This is a genomic window from Sphingomonas bisphenolicum (genome assembly GCF_024349785.1).
Lineage (GTDB): Bacteria > Pseudomonadota > Alphaproteobacteria > Sphingomonadales > Sphingomonadaceae > Sphingobium > Sphingobium bisphenolicum.
Genome location: NZ_AP018817.1, coordinates 3,522,172 through 3,539,261 on the forward strand (window position 1 = coordinate 3,522,172; position 17,090 = coordinate 3,539,261).

General features: G+C 66.2%; 14 protein-coding genes and 1 riboswitch. Of the genes, 7 read left to right on the forward strand and 7 right to left on the reverse strand.

What is annotated here, in order from left to right; translation table 11 throughout:
• Nucleotides 1–11 precede the first annotated feature (11 nt).
• Both SBA_RS17540 and SBA_RS17545 read left to right on the forward strand, forming a co-directional pair.
• A complete protein-coding gene (locus SBA_RS17540) occupies nucleotides 12–1,040 on the forward strand; it encodes a polyprenyl synthetase family protein (protein ID WP_261935337.1) in 1,029 nt (342 codons plus the stop codon).
• Nucleotides 1,041–1,174: 134 nt separating this feature from the next.
• Entirely contained in the window at nucleotides 1,175–1,954 is a 780-nt protein-coding gene (locus SBA_RS17545; protein ID WP_224548427.1) for a TSUP family transporter, read from the forward strand.
• Nucleotides 1,955–2,001: 47 nt separating this feature from the next.
• Here the strand turns inward: SBA_RS17545 and SBA_RS17550 are convergent, their stop codons facing one another.
• A complete protein-coding gene (locus tag SBA_RS17550; protein ID WP_261935338.1) occupies nucleotides 2,002–3,612 on the reverse strand; it encodes an ATP-binding protein in 1,611 nt (536 codons plus the stop codon).
• A 161-nt stretch (nucleotides 3,613–3,773) separates the two neighbouring features.
• Here SBA_RS17550 and hrpB point away from each other — a divergent pair, with 161 nt between their 5' ends.
• The 5 genes from hrpB (at nucleotide 3,774) to SBA_RS17575 (ending at nucleotide 10,589) form a co-directional block, all read left to right on the forward strand.
• Complete coding sequence (gene hrpB, locus SBA_RS17555; RefSeq protein ID WP_261935339.1) at nucleotides 3,774–6,239, forward strand: ATP-dependent helicase HrpB; 2,466 nt, start codon at nucleotides 3,774–3,776, stop codon at nucleotides 6,237–6,239.
• A 55-nt stretch (nucleotides 6,240–6,294) separates the two neighbouring features.
• A complete protein-coding gene (locus SBA_RS17560) occupies nucleotides 6,295–6,573 on the forward strand; it encodes an ETC complex I subunit (protein WP_261935340.1) in 279 nt (92 codons plus the stop codon).
• 215 nt (nucleotides 6,574–6,788) lie between these two features.
• Entirely contained in the window at nucleotides 6,789–7,034 is a 246-nt protein-coding gene (locus SBA_RS17565; protein ID WP_261935341.1) for an acyl carrier protein, read from the forward strand.
• Between the two features lie 134 nt (nucleotides 7,035–7,168).
• Nucleotides 7,169–8,431 (forward strand): serine palmitoyltransferase, encoded by a 1,263-nt coding sequence (gene spt, locus SBA_RS17570; protein WP_261935342.1) that lies wholly within the window; start codon nucleotides 7,169–7,171, stop codon nucleotides 8,429–8,431.
• Nucleotides 8,432–8,555: 124 nt separating this feature from the next.
• Complete coding sequence (locus tag SBA_RS17575; protein ID WP_261935343.1) at nucleotides 8,556–10,589, forward strand: ATP-binding protein; 2,034 nt, start codon at nucleotides 8,556–8,558, stop codon at nucleotides 10,587–10,589.
• Here SBA_RS17575 and SBA_RS17580 read toward each other — a convergent pair.
• The 6 genes from SBA_RS17580 to gcvT all read right to left on the reverse strand — a co-directional run bounded on the left by SBA_RS17580 (nucleotide 10,546) and on the right by gcvT (nucleotide 16,785).
• Nucleotides 10,546–11,424, reverse strand: coding sequence for a hypothetical protein (locus SBA_RS17580; RefSeq protein WP_261935344.1), 879 nt, complete (start codon nucleotides 11,422–11,424; stop codon nucleotides 10,546–10,548). The two genes, SBA_RS17575 and SBA_RS17580, sit on opposite strands and share 44 nt — an antisense overlap.
• 30 nt (nucleotides 11,425–11,454) lie before the next feature.
• The gene (locus SBA_RS17585) at nucleotides 11,455–12,102 is read right to left on the reverse strand and encodes a class I SAM-dependent methyltransferase (protein ID WP_261935345.1); all 648 of its coding nucleotides are present in this window, start codon (nucleotides 12,100–12,102) and stop codon (nucleotides 11,455–11,457) included.
• A complete protein-coding gene (gcvPB, locus tag SBA_RS17590; protein ID WP_261935346.1) occupies nucleotides 12,099–13,673 on the reverse strand; it encodes an aminomethyl-transferring glycine dehydrogenase subunit GcvPB in 1,575 nt (524 codons plus the stop codon). Before gcvPB ends, SBA_RS17585 begins: the two co-directional genes overlap by 4 nt.
• Nucleotides 13,670–15,028 carry an aminomethyl-transferring glycine dehydrogenase subunit GcvPA gene (gene gcvPA / locus SBA_RS17595; RefSeq protein WP_261935347.1) on the reverse strand — a complete coding sequence of 453 codons (1,359 nt, stop codon included), beginning with the start codon at nucleotides 15,026–15,028 and terminating at the stop codon, nucleotides 13,670–13,672. Before gcvPA ends, gcvPB begins: the two co-directional genes overlap by 4 nt.
• A 207-nt stretch (nucleotides 15,029–15,235) precedes the next feature.
• Nucleotides 15,236–15,607 (reverse strand): glycine cleavage system protein GcvH, encoded by a 372-nt coding sequence (gcvH, locus tag SBA_RS17600; RefSeq protein WP_224548416.1) that lies wholly within the window; start codon nucleotides 15,605–15,607, stop codon nucleotides 15,236–15,238.
• Nucleotides 15,608–15,633: 26 nt separating this feature from the next.
• Complete coding sequence (gene gcvT, locus SBA_RS17605; protein ID WP_261935348.1) at nucleotides 15,634–16,785, reverse strand: glycine cleavage system aminomethyltransferase GcvT; 1,152 nt, start codon at nucleotides 16,783–16,785, stop codon at nucleotides 15,634–15,636.
• A gap of 178 nt (nucleotides 16,786–16,963) precedes the next feature.
• Nucleotides 16,964–17,063, reverse strand: a riboswitch (glycine riboswitch).
• Nucleotides 17,064–17,090: the final 27 nt, after the last annotated feature.

Consider the following 17,090-nt stretch of genomic DNA (forward strand, 5'->3'; position numbering starts at 1 on the left):
TGAGCGCGGTCATGACAGCACCCGCCCCCGGTAACGTCCACCCGATCGGCCGCGCCACAGCCGCGCCTTCGCTCGCCCCCATCATGGCGCTCGTCGCCGACGGCATGAACCAGGTCAATGCCGTGATCCTGGACCGGATGCAGTCGCGCATCCCGCTGATCCCGGAACTGGCCGGCCACCTGATCGCGGGCGGCGGCAAGCGATTGCGGCCGATGCTGACCTTGGCCTGCGCCGATCTGGTCGGCTACGCCGGGTCGCGCCATTACAAATTGTCCGCCGCCGTGGAGTTCATCCACACCGCCACGCTGCTGCACGACGATGTGGTCGATGGATCGGGGCTGCGTCGCGGGCGCAAGACCGCCAACATCATCTGGGGCAACAGCGCCAGCGTGCTGGTGGGCGACTTCCTCTTCTCCCGCTCGTTCGAGCTGATGGTCGAGGCGGAGTCGCTCAAGGTCTTGAAGATTCTGGCCAATGCGTCGGCGGTGATCGCGGAGGGCGAGGTCAACCAATTGACCGCGCAGCGCAAGATCGACACCAGCGAAGAACAATATCTCGACATCATCGGCGCCAAGACCGCCGCTTTGTTCGCCGCCGCCTGCCGCATTTCTGCCGTGGTCGCCGACCGTGACGAGGCGGAGGAGCAGGCGCTGGACGTCTATGGCCGCAATCTGGGCATCGCCTTCCAGTTGATCGACGATGCGATCGATTATGAATCGGACGGCGCGACCATGGGCAAGGATGCGGGCGACGATTTCCGCGACGGCAAGGTGACCCTGCCGGTCATCCTGGCCTATGCGCGTGGGGATGAGGCGGATCGCGCTTTCTGGAAGGCGGCGATCGCGGGCCACAAGATCAGCGACGAAGACCTGGCCCATGCAACCGGCCTGCTCCGCCAGACCGGGGCGATCGCCGACACGCTGGCGCGCGCGCGCCATTATGGCCAGCGCGCGATCGACGCGCTGGGGCGGTTCGATGCCGGCAAGGCCAAGGCGGCCCTTACCGAAGCGGTCGAGTTCGCTATAGCGCGGGCCTATTGAGGAGACGGGCGGCGTCGCTCGTTTCCTAGCCCGTTCGGGCTGAGCCTGTCGCAGCCCATTTCTTTCATCCCAAAGAAGAGAAGCCCTTCGACAGGCTCAGGGCAAACGGGAACGATAACAAGGCCCGTCACTGCATGATCCTCTCCCCCGAAACCATCGCCTTCCTCATGGCCGCAGCAACGATGGCAGGCTGTATCGACGCGATGGCGGGCGGCGGCGGGCTCATCACCCTGCCCGCGCTGATGGCCGCCGGGATACCGCCGGTGCAGGCGGTGGCGACCAACAAGCTGCAAAGCTGTTTCGGCACGTTCGGCGCCTGTATCGCCTATGCCCGGCGCGGGCATATGGACCTCAAAACCTACAAGGCGCCGATCGCCGCCGCCTTTATCGGGTCGGTGGGCGGCGCATGGCTGTTGCAGCGGGTCGATCCGTCGATCCTGGCCGGGCTGATGCCTGCGCTGCTGATCGCGATGGCCGCCTATTTCACCTTCTCGCCCAAGCTGGGCGACGCCGATCGCCATGCGCGGGTCGGCATGGCGGGCCTGACGGGCCTTGTCGGCGTAGTCGGCTTCTATGACGGCTTTTTCGGGCCGGGCGCGGGCGCCTTCTACACCACCATATTGCTGGCGCTGGGCGGCCTGTCGATCCTGCGCGCCACGGCCCAGACCAAGGCGGCGAATTTCGCGAGCAATGTCGCCGGGCTGCTGACGATGCTGGCGGGCGGGCATGTGCTGTGGGTCGCGGGACTGGCCATGGCGGTCGGCAGCATCACCGGCGGCCAGATCGGGTCGCATCTGGCGATGCGCTTCGGGTCGCGGCTGATCAAGCCGCTGCTGATCGTCATGTCGCTGGCGCTGACCGCCAAGATGCTACTGGACCCGAAAAACCCGATCCATATCTATCTGTTCGGGTAACAGCCCTTGCGTCACCCGCTTCTCGACAGGCTCGAAGCGAACGGAAATTATTCTGCCTGCAAGAGCGTCGCCACACGACGGTGCAGTTCGTCCACGGCGAAGGGCTTGGTCAGCACTTCCATGCCATGTTCGATATGGCCGTGGTTCAGCACGGCGTTTTCGGCATAGCCGGTGACGAACAATATTCGCAAGTCGGGGCGCAGCATGCGGGCGGCGTCGGCGACCTGGCGGCCATTGAGGCCACCGGGCAGGCCGACATCGGTGATGAGCAGGTCGATCCGACCACGGGATTCCAGAATGCGCAGGCCCGACGGACCATCCGCCGCCTCCAGGCAATGATAGCCCAGGTCGCCGAGCGCATCGACGATCAGCATCCGCACCGACGGTTCGTCGTCGATCACCAGCACCGTCTCGCCCGCTTCCGCCTCGACCGCCGGTTCGGCGATGTCGGGCGCATCCACATCCTCCTCGCCGCGATGGCGGGGCAGGTAGATGCACACCATCGTGCCGTCGCCCGGTTCGGAATAGATGCGGACATGGCCGTTGCTCTGGCGCGCGAAGCCATAGACCATGGATAGGCCGAGGCCCGTGCCCTGCCCGATCGGCTTTGTGGTGAAGAACGGATCGAACACCCGATCCAAAATCGCCTTGTCGATGCCGGTCCCGGTATCGCTGGTGCAGACGGTGACATATTGGCCGGGCGTCAGGCCATGCTCGCGCGCGGTGCGATCGTCCAGCCAGCGATTGCCCGTCTCGATCGTGATCTTGCCGCCAACCGGCATCGCGTCGCGGGCGTTGATGCAGAGGTTGAGCAGCGCATTTTCAAGCTGGTTCGCGTCGACCAGGGCGGGCCACAGGCCGGAGGCGGCGATCGTCTGCACCTCGATCTGCGGACCGACGGTGCGCCGGACCAGTTCGGAAAAATCGCCGAGCAGCCGGTTGATGACGGTCGGTTTGGGGGTGAGCGTCTGGCGGCGGGAGAAGGCGAGCAGGCGATGTGTGAGCGCCGCGGCGCGGCGGGTCGCGCCCTGCCCGGCGGTCAGATATTTGTCGATATCCCCCGTGCGGCCCTGCGCCAGCCGGACGCCGATCATTTCGAACGCGCCGGAAATGCCGGCCAGAAGATTGTTGAAATCATGGGCGAGGCCGCCGGTCAGTTGCCCGACCGCCTCCATCTTTTGCGCCTGGCGCAGCGCGCTTTCCGCCTCTTCCCGCTCGGCCAGCGCCTGTTCGATCCGCAATTCCAGCGTTTCGTTGAGGTCGTGCAGCGCCTTTTGCGCCTTCACCTGTGCGCTGATGTCCTTGAACAGGACCGCGACCTGCCGGTTTTCGAACGGGCCGACCCGGAAGGAAGAGACGTCGAGATAATGGCCGGTCTTTTCCAGTTCGCGCTGAAAGCGGATCGGCTTGCCCGTCCGCAGGACGCCGCCATAAAGTTCGACCCAGCCATCGGCCTCGTCCGGCACCATTTCGCGCAGCTTCTGGCCCACCACATTGGGGATGCCGGCATTGCGTTCATAGGCGGGATTCGCCTCGACATGGATATAGTCGCTCAACGGACCATGGGGACCATCGAAAAATTCGATGATGCAGAAGCCGTCCTCCATCGTTTCGAACAGGATGCGATAGCGTTCCGCATCCCCGATCAGGCTGTCCATTGCGCTTGTCGTCCCTTCGTCTGCGCCGCGTCCATGTTCGCGGCAGACGAATATGGATCAATTCCTTTGGCCGCGGAACGTGCAGCAAGGCAACTGTTTCCATGGGCGCTTGCTTTTTGCGCGGCTTGCGATTTGCCGCAATCGGGGCGAGAGGAGGCGCGATGAGCGACCTGCCGATCCACGCTGTCCTGCCCGACCTGCTCGCCGCCTTGCGGACGGGCAGCAATGCGGTGCTGGTGGCGCCGCCGGGCGCGGGCAAGACGACGGCGGTCGCGCCGGCGCTGCTGGGCGAGCCATGGTGCACGGGCCAGGTGCTGCTGCTCTCGCCGCGCCGACTGGCCGCGCGGGCGGCGGCGGAGCGCATCGCCGAGATGATGGGCGAGCAGCCAGGCGGCACGGTCGGCTATGCGACGCGGATGGACAGCAAAGTGTCGGCGCGGACGCGCCTGCTGGTGCTGACCGAGGGTATCTTCGTGCGGCGGATACAGGACGACCCGGAACTGGCGGGCGTGTCGGCGGTGTTGTTCGACGAAGTGCATGAGCGCAGCCTGGACAGCGATTTTGGACTGGCATTGGCGCTGGATGCACAAAGCGCGTTGCGGCCCGACCTGCGGGTCGTGCCGATGTCCGCGACGCTGGACGGCGCGCGCTTTGCGAGCCTGCTTGCCAATGCCGAACGATCCGCGCCGGTGATCGAGAGCGAGGGCCGCATCCAGCCACTGGACCTGCGTCATATCGGACGCGCGGCGGAAAAGAAGATCGAGGATGAAATGGCGGCGGCGATCCGCCGGGCATTGGCAGAGGAGGCCGAGGGCGACCTGCTCGCCTTCCTGCCCGGCGTGCGCGAGATCGAGCGGACGGCGGAGCGGATAGAGGGCATCGCCGAGGTGCATATGCTGCATGGGTCGCTCGATCCCGGCGCGCAGCGGGCAGCGATAAGGCGCTCCCGCTCAGGCGCGCGAAAGGTCATTCTTGCAACCAGCATTGCGGAAACCAGCCTGACGATCGACGGTGTGCGGATCGTGGTGGACTCTGGCCTCGCGCGGCGGCCGCGATACGACCGGGCGGCCGGGGTGACGCGGCTGGTAACGGAACGGGCCAGTCAGGCGTCGGCGACCCAACGCGCCGGTCGCGCGGCGCGGCAGCGGCCCGGCGTCGCCTATCGCCTGTGGGAAGCGGCGGCGAGCGCGGGGATGCCGCCCTTCGACCCGCCCGAGATATTGGAAAGCGACCTGTCCAGCCTGCTGCTCGATTGCGCGCTGTGGGGGGTCAGCGATCCGGGAGCCTTGCGATGGCTCGACCCGCCGCCCGCCGCAGCGGTGGAAGAAGCCCGCAGGCGGCTGACCGTGCTGGAGGCGCTGGACGAGGACGGACGCACCACGCCGCATGGCAAGGCGCTGGCGACGCTGCCGCTGTCCCCGCGCATCGCCCATATGCTGGTGCGCGCGGGCGAGATGGGGCTGGCGGATGTCGCGGCCGAAGTCGCCGTGCTGCTAGGCGAGCGCGGCGTGGGCGGGCAGGACACCGACCTGACCCTGCGGCGACAGCGCTGGCGGCGCGAAAGCGGCAAGCGGGCCGACGCAGCGCGGGGCTTGGCGCGGCGGTGGGCGCGGCTGGTGCAGCGCGCGCCGGGCAATGGCGACGGCGACCATGCGGTCGGCCTGTGCCTCGCCCTCGCCTTCCCCGATCGCGTCGCCAAGCGCCGCTCCGCCGACGGCGCGGACTGGGCGAGCGTGGGCGGGCGCGGATTTCGGCTTGATCCCCTGTCGCCGCTGGCGCGCGAGGCGTGGCTGGCGGTGGGCGAGGTGCAGGGCAGCGCGGCGGGCGCGCGCATCCTGTCCGCCGCGCCGATCGGCGAGAGCGAGGTGATCGCCCTGTTCGGCGCGCGGATAGCCGAGCATCGCACGGTCAGGTTCCGCCCGGCCAATGGCGGGATCGAGGCGTTGCGCGAGCGACGGCTGGGCGCGGTGCGGCTGTCGTCGGGTTCCGACGACCGGCCCGACCCGGATGCCGTGGTCGCGGCGCTGGTCGATGGCGTGCGGCAGGGCGGGATCGACCTCCTCCCCTGGTCGGAAGCGGCGCAATCGCTGCGGATGCGGGCTGGCTTTGCCGGGGTAGAGGCAATGTCCGATACCGCTTTGATCGCGACACTGGACGATTGGTTGCCGGCGCTCCTGACGGGCAAGCGGAGATTGTCAGACATCGATCGCTCGCAGCTATCTGGCGTGCTGGAGGGGCTGATCGGCTGGGACGGCAAGAGCCAGCTCGACCGGCTCGCCCCGCCCGATTTCCGCTCGCCCGCCGGCAGTAGCCATGCGATCGACTATGCCGCCGAGGGCGGGCCGCGGGTGGAGTTGCGGGTGCAGGCGCTGTTCGGGCTGGCCGAGCATCCGACGGTGGGCAGCCAGCGCATTCCGCTGGTCCTGTCGCTCACATCGCCTGCCGGACGGCCGATCCAGACGACGCGCGACCTGCCCGGCTTCTGGGCGGGCAACTGGCGCGACGTCGCCAAGGAAATGCGCGGCCGCTATCCACGTCATCCCTGGCCCGACGACCCGGCCGGAGCCAGCGCCACATTGCGCACCAAAAATGCCGACGCCAGAGGACATGCCTCCCGGAAGTCTTGACTTGGGCGCGGCCGCTGGTGCAACGCAGCATGACGTATTACCGGAGTCTTTCGCGATGAGCGCGCGCATTTACCAGATCCAGAAGAACGCCCTCCAGTCCGGCAAGGCGCTGACCCATAAATGGGTGCTGGAATATGCGCCCGCCGAAGCCAAGCAGGCCGATCCGCTGACCGGCTGGGCCGGTTCGGGCGACACCAAGCAGCAATTGAAGCTGAGCTTCCCCTCGCAGGAGGCCGCGATCGCCTATGCAGACAAGCAGGGCGTCGCCTATACCGTCATCGCAACGCCGCCCAAGACGCTGAAATTGCAGGCCTACGCCGACAATTTCCGGTAGGCGCCCGCTTTCGCTGCTTCATATTCGGGCGCGATGCTGCCCGATTGACGCCTTATTCGCTTGCCAAAGAGCGGATCAGAGCCTCATCCGATTGCATCGGATAATGCTCTGATTATTTTTGCTTACCGCATTTTGCGAGTCGTCGGCTGTTCCAGCCGACTTCAAAATGCTTTGGGCGGCAAATGCCGCGCTTTGACGGAAAGATTTTCACGATAATGACGGATCGCAACGCAATTTTCGACAGCATCGCGACACAGATCGCGCCCTTCAACAAGAAGGGCGTCGACCTGACCGAAGCCACCACCTTTGCCGGCGACCTGGAATGGGACAGCCTGACGGTGATGGATTTCGTCGCGGCGATCGAGGATGAGTTCGACATCATCATCACCATGAACATGCAGGCCGAGATCGAAACCGTCGGCCAGTTGGTGGACGCGGTCGCCAAGTTGAAGACCGCCTGACTTTGAAACGCCGTTCGTCCTGAGTGGCCGCAACGCGGCGTATCGAAGGACCGGAACCGGGCGCGAGGTGCTTCGATATGGGCCTTCGACACGCTCAGTCCCTACTCAGCACGAACGGGTTGAGGGATTCTGATATGACCGACGCTGCCGCCACCGCGAACGATGCGCATACCCCGGCCGAAACGCCCGCTCCGCGCGACCTGTTTTCCAAATTCGACGCCCTGATCGCCGAGCGCGAGGCGCTGCTGGCGACGGGCGTGCGCGATCCCTTCGCCATCGTGATGGACGAGGTGAAGTCGCCGACCCAGGCCGTCATCAAGGGCAAGGACACGATCCTGCTCGGCACCTATAATTATATGGGCATGACGTTCGACCCGGACGTGGTCGCGGCCGGCAAGAAGGCGCTGGACGAATTCGGCGCCGGCACCACCGGCAGCCGCGTGCTGAACGGCACCTATCAGGGCCATGCCGAAGTCGAGACGGCGCTGCGCGAATTTTATGGCACCAGCGGCGCGATGGTCTTTTCGACCGGATACCAGGCCAATCTGGGCGTGATTTCGACGCTGGCGGGCAAGGGCGACTATGTCATCCTGGACGCCGACAGCCATGCGTCCATCTATGACGGTTGTTTCCTGGGCGACGCGGAGATCGTCCGCTTTCGCCACAACAGCGTCGAGGATCTGGGCAAACGCCTGGCCCGCCTGCCCGCCGACGCACTGAAGCTGGTGGTGCTGGAAGGCGTCTATTCGATGCTGGGCGACGTCGCCCCCCTGCCCGAGATGGTGGCGGCCGTGCGCCAGCATCCCAACTGCATGATCCTGGTGGACGAAGCCCATGGCATGGGCTTTTTTGGCAAACATGGCCGGGGCGTCTATGAGGAACAGGGCGTCGAGGCCGATGTCGATTTCGTCGTCGGCACCTTCTCCAAATCGGTCGGCACGGTCGGCGGCTTCTGCGTCTCCAACCATCCCAAGTTCGAGATTTTGCGCCTCGTCTGCCGCCCCTATGTCTTCACCGCCTCGCTGCCGCCCAGCGTCGTGGCGACCGCGGCGACGAGCATACGCAAGCTGATGCATGCGAGCGACAAGCGCGCCCATCTGTGGAAGAACAGCCAGCGGCTGCACAAGGGGCTGACCGACCTCGGCTTCACCCTGGGCACCAAGACGCCGCAGTCGGCGATCATCGCCGTGATCCTGACCGACCAGACCCAGGCGGTCGCGATGTGGCAGACGCTGCTGGAACTGGGCCTCTACGTCAACATGGCACGCCCGCCCGCGACCCCGGCCGGCACCTTCCTGCTGCGTTGCTCGCTGTGCGCCGAACATAGCGACGAACAGGTCGAACAGATCATCGGCATGTTCAAAGCCGCAGGCAAAGCGACCGGAGCGATCGGCTGATCGCCGGCAGTCGCGGCGCCAAAGCGCCCGATCGAGGCGTTTGCACGACGGAATGACGTCATTTTACGGAACTTTTTACCCGCGATATTTCGCGGTTAATGTTGTTCGTCTAGTGTAACGGTCCATGGCCGACAGCGACCATCAGTTTGAACGGGATCCGGAAGGGTGGGCCAGAAGCTGGCGCGCGCTGACGCGGCGCGTCCTGCCGCTGCTACTGGCCGCCTTGCTGATCGGATCGCTGGGCGCGCTGCTCTACAGCGCCAGCAACGCGTCGCAGGACCATGCGCAGGCGCTTGCCGAACAGCAGAGCAGCTTCGAGGTAATCGCGCTGGCGCGCGGTTTCGAGGCGCGCATGGCCCGCGCCGAAGTGACGCTGGCGCGCTATGTCATCAGCCTCGATCCCGACACAGGACGGCTGTTTCAGGATCAGTGGCGCGGCGCCGCCAGCCAGTTGAAGGCGCTGACCTACGCCACGCGCCGGTCGGGCTGGCAGCATGGCAATGTCGAAGCGCTGCATTATGCCTTCATCCAACGCGGCAAGACGCTGAGCGAGATCGGCCTGCGCACCACCTACGACCAGAAAATGGCGGCGCTGGGCCGCTTTCACCAGGCCGGAAAGAGCCAGGATCTGCGCCGTATCACCGCCCTGCTCGACCTGGTCATCAAGGCGGAGAATGACCGGCTGCGCGAACGCAGCCTGGCGGTGACTCTGGCGGGCGACCGCAGCGAATGGGTGGGCAAGACGTCGCGGCTGGTCGGGCTGGCGATGCTGGTGTGCATATTGTTCGGCGTCTGGTTCGCCAACACGGCCTTTCGCGAACGACGGACGGCGCGGCGGCTGGCGGAGGCGGAAACAGAGCGGGCCGACCGGCTGGAGGCGGCGGTCGCAGCGCGCACGGCCGAGCTGTCCGACGCTTATGACCAGTTGAAGCGGGAATCGGCGGAGCGGGCCGCGGCCGAACATGATCTGCGCCAGATGCAGAAGATGGACGCGGTGGGCCAGTTGACCGGCGGCATCGCCCATGATTTCAACAATATGCTGGCGGTCGTGGTCGGCGGACTGGAACTGGCCAAGCGCAAGTTCCGGCTGAAGCCCGAAGAGGCCAGCCGGCATCTGGACAATGCGATGGAGGGCGCCAATCGCGCGTCCGCGCTGACGCGCCGGTTGCTGGCCTTCGCCCGATCCGAACCCTTGCTGCCCAGCGCGGTCGATCCCGATGCGCTGTTGTCGGGCATGGCCGACCTGATCGACCGCACCATCGGTGACCAGATCACCGTCCGCTTCGCCCAGGGGGCGAGCGACTGGCGCATTTTCGTCGACCAGCATCAGATGGAAAATGCGATCCTGAACCTGTGCGTCAACGCGCGCGATGCCATGGATGGACGCGGGCAACTGACGCTGGCGACCGGCCAGACGGCGCTGGCGGCGGGCGAGATCGGCGAATGCGCGGCGGGCGACTATGTCACCGTGACCGTTATCGACGATGGATGCGGCATGACGCCCGATGTGCTGGCGCGCGTGTTCGAACCCTTCTTCACCACCAAGCCGGTGGGCAAGGGCACGGGCCTGGGCCTCAGCCAGATTTTCGGCTTCGTCCGCCAATGCCGCGGCGAGGTGCGCATCGAATCGGCGCCGGGCGAGGGTAGCAGCGTGCATCTCTACCTGCCGCGGTCCGTCGTGGAGGGCGAAGTCGCCAATGCCGAGGTCAGCTTCGCGCGCGCGCCGGTCGAACAGCCGCCGACCCGCATCCTGGTGGTGGAGGACGATCCGCGCGTACTGAACCAGACGATGGCGGCGCTTAGCGAGCTGGGCCACCTGCCGATCGCCTGCGACCATCCGGCCAAAGCGGCGAAATTGCTGGCCAATAATGGCGACGTCGGCCTGATCATCAGCGACGTGCTGATGCCCGACATGACCGGGCCGGAAATGGTGAAGGCGCTGCCGGCCCGTTTCCGCCACCTGCCCGTGCTGTTCGTCACGGGCTATGCCGGCGACGCCAATGACAGCGCCGATTTCGAGGGGCATCTGGTGCTGCGCAAGCCCTACACGCTGATGGCGCTGGGGCAGGCATTGGCGACGACGCTCGGCGGGCAAGCGCTTTACGGGCAATCCCTCAGCGAATCGCACCACCCCGGAACAGCCGCGGCAGCAGAGTGAGCGCGCCCAGCAGCGGCCAGCGCCGTTGCCAGGGTTTGATCGCGATCTGCGTACCGGCATGGCGATTGATCTTCCACGCCAGATAATCGATGCCGCCGGCATAGGTGAAGCTGGCCTTGGCCAGGCGGATCACGGACAGCCGTTTGCCGCGGCGCTGGAGACCGCGCCAGCGCGCGGGCGCGTCCGCCGGCGAGGACGGCAGGCCATCGGCCAGCGCGGCCTCCCCTACGCGGCGATAGCGTTCCGGATCGGCATCGACGATCGAGAGCGAGCGGCCCTTTTTCTCGGCACGCAGCTCCGCATTATAGGTGAGGGTGAAGCCGGTCCGCCACAAGACGAGCGCATCGCCCTGCCCCTCCGCCATCGGCCGCGCCAGCGCGAGCAGGGTCGGCGCAGCCTGCGCAACCGCGGCCACGGCCCGCTGGCGAGCGAGATCGTCGGCGGCCCAGAGCAGGCGCGAAGGCTGGGCGAAGCGCGCCCAGACCGAGACATTGTCGGCCTCCATGCCGTTCAACCGGGCGAAGTCGGCTTCGGACAGGACCGCATATTTGGCGATCAGGCCCTGATGCTCGAAGGGAAAGACATTGGGCGGGATCAGGCGATTGGCACGCGCCAGCCAGCTTTGGCCATAGGCGGCGGGATAGTCCGACACGATCAGGTAGAAATCGAGCATCAGCCCTTCGAGATTTTGCTCGCGCAGGCAGGAGCCGTAGAAAAGAACAGCGCGGGCGGCCTGCGGATATTTCGCCGCGAGCGCCCCCGCCATCGCCGCCGCGCGGGGATCGGCCGGGGCGCTCAGTTCCGCGGTGACGAGGGGAAGAAGCTGGCTGGGCATTGGACCGTTCAAAAAGGCTTTGACCCGTGTCTAGAGCCATCCCTTACGAAAGAGCAATGACAGGTTGTTCGCGGGCATGTCGACAAGGCGATCAAGGCCCAGGCCCTGCGCGTCCGCCGCCGCGACCACGTCCTCCACCGATCGCAGCCCCCAGCGCGGATCGCGGGCCTTGAGCGAGGCATCGAAGGCAAGGTTGCTGGGTGCGGTGTCGACGCCCGCGCGCGCATAGGGACCGTAGAGATAGAGGAAGCCGCCGGGCGACAGCGCCTCCCCTGCCCCCTTGAGCAATCCCAGCGTCGCTTGCCACGGGGCGATGTGGATCATGTTGATGCAGAGGATCGCATCGGCCTGGGCGTTCGGCCATTCGCCCGTCGCGTCCAGCCGGATCGGTGGACGGAGATTGGACAGGTCCGCTTCGGCGCGCCATGCGGCGATCGAGGCGAGCGCGGCGGGATCGGGATCGCTCGGCTGCCAGTCGAGCGAGGGGAAGGCGACAGCGAAGTGGACAGCATGTTCGCCGCTCCCGCTCGCCACCTCCAGCACCAGACCGGAGGACGGGAGCTGGTCGCGCAAGACCGCGACGATGGCGTCGCGGTTGCGCTCGGTCGCGGGCGCGTAGCGTTTATCCGCGACGGCGGGGCCGGAACCGGGTTCCCACGGCTCCGGCCTGTCGATCATTCGGCAGCGACCGCCAGCGCAGGGTCGGTCCAGGTGAGGACCGGCTTGCGCGCCGCGAGGGTTTCGTCGAGCCGCCGGCGCGGCGCGTGATAGGGCGCACCCTTGAGCGCTTCGTCCCCCGCCTTGGCGCGTTCGGCGAGGCTGCGCAGCGCCAGGATGAACTGGTCCAGCGCCGCCTTGCTTTCGGTTTCGGTCGGTTCGACCAGCATCGCGCCATGGACGACCAGCGGGAAATACATGGTCATCGGGTGGAAGCCTTCGTCGATCAGCCCCTTGGCGATGTCGAGCGTGGTGAAGCCCTCGGCCAGCCCCTTGTCGCTGAACAGCGCCTCATGCATGCAGGGGCCGCTGTCGCCGAAGGGGGCGTCCAGCACATCGTCCAGACTGCGCAATATATAGTTGGCGTTGAGGACGGCGTCCTCCGCCACCTGGCGCAGGCCGTCCGCGCCGTGGGACAGGATATAGGCCAGCGCGCGGGTGAACATGCCCATCTGCCCATGGAAGGCCGACATGCGGCCGAAGCTCTGCGGCATTTCCTCACCGACATTCTCCTCCTCGATCAGGTGGATCGAGCCGTCCGCCATGCGCGCGGTATAGGGGAGCGGGCCGAAGGGCGAGAGCGCTTCGGACAGGACGACCGGGCCGGACCCGGGGCCGCCGCCGCCATGGGGGGTGGAGAAGGTCTTGTGCAGGTTGATATGCATGGCGTCGACGCCCAGATCGCCGGGGCGGACCCGGCCGACGATGGCGTTGAAGTTCGCGCCGTCGCAATAGACGAAGGCTCCGGCGGCGTGGACCGCGTCGGAAATAGTCTTCATGTCGCGTTCGAACAGGCCGCAGGTGTTGGGATTGGTGATCATCACCGCTGCGACGTCGGGGCCGAGGCGGGCCTTGAGCGCTTCCAGGTCCACGCGGCCTTCGGGGGTCGCGGGGATGTCCTCCACCTTGTATCCGCAGAAGGCGGCGGTGGCGGGGTTGGTGCCGTGCGCGCTTTCGGGGACCAGCACGACCTGACGCGCATCACCGCGCGCTTCCAGCGCGGCGCGAATGCAGAGCAGGCCGCACAGTTCGCCATGGGCGCCCGCCTTGGGCGTCATGGCCACGCCGTGCATGCCGGTCAGCTTGATGAGCCATACTGCCAGTTCGTTGATGAGGCCCAGCGCGCCCTGCACGGTGGATTGGGGCGCGAGCGGGTGGAGGTCGGCGAAACCGGGCATCCGCGCGACCTTTTCATTGAGCCGCGGGTTGTGCTTCATGGTGCAGGAACCGAGCGGGAACAGGCCAAGGTCGATAGCGTAGTTCTGGCGCGACAGACGGGTGTAATGGCGCACCGTTTCCTGTTCCGACAGGCCCGGCAGGCCGATGGCGTCGGTGCGGGCGAGTTTGCCGAGGCGGCTGGCGACACTGGGTGCTGGCGCGAAATCGACGCCGGTCGTAGCGGTCGAGCCGATCTCGAAGATCAGCGCCTCTTCCAGCATCAGGGCGCGATTGCCGGTGGCGGTTGCGGGGGCCATATGGGCTTCCTTGACGGGTTCGGGCGCGGTGGGGCGACCTTCCTTGAGCATCGTCATGCCAGTTCCTCCTCCAGCGCTGCGGCAAGGCTTTCGATATCCTCCGCCGTGACGGTCTCCGTGACGGCGACGACAAGGCCGTTGCCGATCGCAGGCGTCTGCGGGAAGAGGCGGCCGAGCGAGACCCCGGCCAGCACGCCCTTGTCGGCCAGAGTGCGCACGACGTCGCGGGCGTCCTTCGACAGGATCAGGGTAAATTCGTTGAAGAAGCTGTCGTTGAGCAGCGTGACGCCCGGCACCTGGCTCAGGCGATCGGCGGCCTGCGCGGCCAGGCCATGATTCAGCGTTGCCAGTTCACGCAGGCCGCGTTCGCCCAGCAGGGTCATGTGGATGCTGAAGGCCAGCGCACAGAGACCCGAATTGGTGCAGATGTTCGACGTCGCCTTCTCGCGCCGGATATGCTGTTCGCGGGTGGAGAGGGTCAGCACGAAACCGCGCTTGCCCGCCGCGTCCACCGTCTCGCCACACAGGCGGCCGGGCATCTGGCGGACATATTTCTGCTTGCAGGCGAAGAGGCCGAGATAGGGGCCGCCGAACTGGAGGCCGACGCCGATCGACTGGCCTTCGCCCACGACGATGTCCGCGCCCATATGGCCCGGCGCCTTGATCGCCCCCAGGGCGACGGGTTCGGTGACCACCGCGACCAGCAGCGCACCGGCTGCATGGGCGGCCTCGGCAAGCGGGGCCAGGTCGGCGATGCGGCCGAGAATGTCCGGATATTGGACCACGACGCAGCTCGTATCCTTGTCGATACTCGCGATCAGCGCGTCGATGTCGGTCGCGGCGTCCAATGCCGGGGCTTCATGCGCCAATGCGTCGCCGGTGAATTTCGCCATCGTCCTGGCGACCGAGACATAATGAGGGTGCAGGCCGGACGACAGGATCGCCTTGCCGCGCTTGGTGATCCGGCGGGCCATGCCGATCGCTTCCCAGCAGGCGGTCGAGCCGTCATACATGGAAGCGTTGGCGACGTCGCAGCCCAGCAGGCGCGCGACCTGCGTCTGGAATTCGAACAGCACCTGCAACGTGCCCTGCGCGATTTCCGGCTGATAGGGCGTGTAGGCGGTCAGAAACTCGCCGCGCTGGATCAGATGATCGACGCTGGCGGGGACATGATGCCTGTACGCGCCAGCGCCCAGGAAGAAGGGCGCCTCCCCCGCCGACAGATTTTTCCGCGCCAGCGCCGCCATATGACGCTCGACCGCCAGTTCGCTGGCATGATCCGGAAGGCCGGCGATGGTGCCGGTCAGGCGGGCTTCAGCGGGCACGTCCACGAAGAGGTCGTCGATCGACGCCGCGCCGATGACGGACAGCATCTCCTGCCGGTCGGTGTCGGTAAGGGGTAGGTAGCGCATTCTGCTTCTCCCCCCTCCTTTTTAGGGAGGGGTAAGGGGTGGGTCCGCCGCGCCAGCGGCGGCTCTTTAGGATAGGATTGAGGCTCCCTACGGTCGCCACCCACCCCGTTTTGCAGGTGAACAGCGCCCCGCGCTGTTCAGGTCAAGCCGGGGGCTTGACCGACCTGAAACGCCCCTCCCTTGAAAGGGAGGGGCTTATGTTGTGGGTTAGAGGCTCGCCACGAACTTCTTGTACGCCGCTTCGGTCATCAGGCCTTCCAGTTCGCTGGTGTCGGCGATGCGCAGCTTGAAGAACCAGCCATCCTCTTCGGCGTCGCTGTTCACCAGCGCGGGTTCATCCTCCAGCGCGCTGTTGGATTCGACCACTTCGCCCGAGATCGGCGCATAGACGTCCGATGCGGCCTTGACCGATTCCACGACGGCGGCGTCGTCGCCCTTGTCGAAATTGGTGCCTTCGGCGGGCAGTTCGACGAATACGATGTCGCCCAACTGTTCCTGCGCATAGTCGGTGATGCCGACGGTGGCGATTTCGCCCTCGACATCGATCCATTCATGTTCGTCGGTGAAATAACGGCTCATGGATATACTCCCGTCGGTAAAGTGGATCAGGCCTTGCGGCGATAGTGATGCGGAACGAACGGCATCGGCGCAACCACCGCGGCGATGCGCTTGCCCCGTACTTCGATTTCCAGCGCCTCGCCGATCACGGCATGGGGCAGGCTGACCCAGCCCATGGCGATCGGTGCGCCCACGGACGGCGCGAAGCCGCCGGAGGTAACTTCGCCCACCAGCACGTCGCCAGCATAGATTTGCGCGCCTTCGCGGGCCGGCAGGCGGCCTTCGATGGTCAGGCCCACCCGCCTGGAGCCCGGCCCGTCGGCCAGTTCCTTCGTCACGCGGGCATGACCGATGAAACCGCCTTCTTCGCGGCGGCGCTTCGGAATGGCAAAGCCCAGGTCCGCGCCGATCGTGCTGACCGCAGGCGACAGGTCATGGCCGTAGAGCGGCAGGCCGGCTTCCAGCCGCAGCGAATCGCGCGCGCCCAGGCCGATCGGCTTCACCTGCGGCAGCGCGCACAGCGCATCAGCGAGCAGGATGACGTCGTCGGCGGGGACGCTGATCTCGAACCCGTCCTCGCCGGTATAGCCCGACCGGCTGATCCACAGCGGGATGCCGCGCCAGGTGAAGGGTCCGGACTGCATGAACAACAGGTCGGCGGTTTGCGGGATGAGCGTGGCGAGCGCCTCGCCCGCTTCCGGCCCCTGGAGCGCCAGCAGCGCCTGATCGGCCATGTGGTTCATCACCACGGCGTCGGGCAGATGTTCGATCATCCAGCCGATATCGTCATATTTTGTCGCGCCGTTGACGACCATGTAGATGGCCGCGCCGTCGAAAGCGCCATCCCCCAGGCGCGACACCATGAGATCGTCGAGGATGCCGCCCTCCTGATCGAGCAGCATCGAATAGCGCTGGCGAAAGGGCTTCAGCCCCTTGATATCGCTGGGCAACAGATATTCCAGCGCGTCATCGACGTTTTCGCCGGAAAAACTGAGCTGGCCCATATGGCTGACGTCGAACAGGCCGGCATGTTCGCGGGTCCAGGCATGTTCCGCCATGATGCCTTCATATTGGATCGGCATATGATAGCCGGCGAAGCCGACCATGCGCGCGCCACGGGCACGGTGCCAGGCATCGAGCGGCAGGGCCTCCAGCGGCAGTTCCTCTGCGATTGTGGCGATATCGTCATTGCCGGACATGAAGCGTCCTTTCCGTGCGGGGTTGATGGCGACCGATGCAAAGGCCCGGAGTCGGACCTGTCCTATCTGCCACCCCCTCTGTCACGGAACCTGAGAGCTTTGACCAGCGGCCTTGCGGCCACATGGCTTACCCCTTCGGTGGGACAGTCATGCGACTGTCCGCTTTCCAGAGTGCCTTGCGCGCGATGCGGTCCTTTGACCTGAGAGATTCCGGGGCGGTTGCTCCTTCGGTGACGGGGTGGCCTCCAAGGCTTCCCATGCTCTCCCGCATCATGCCCGACGAACGAATCCGCCGGAGACGTGTC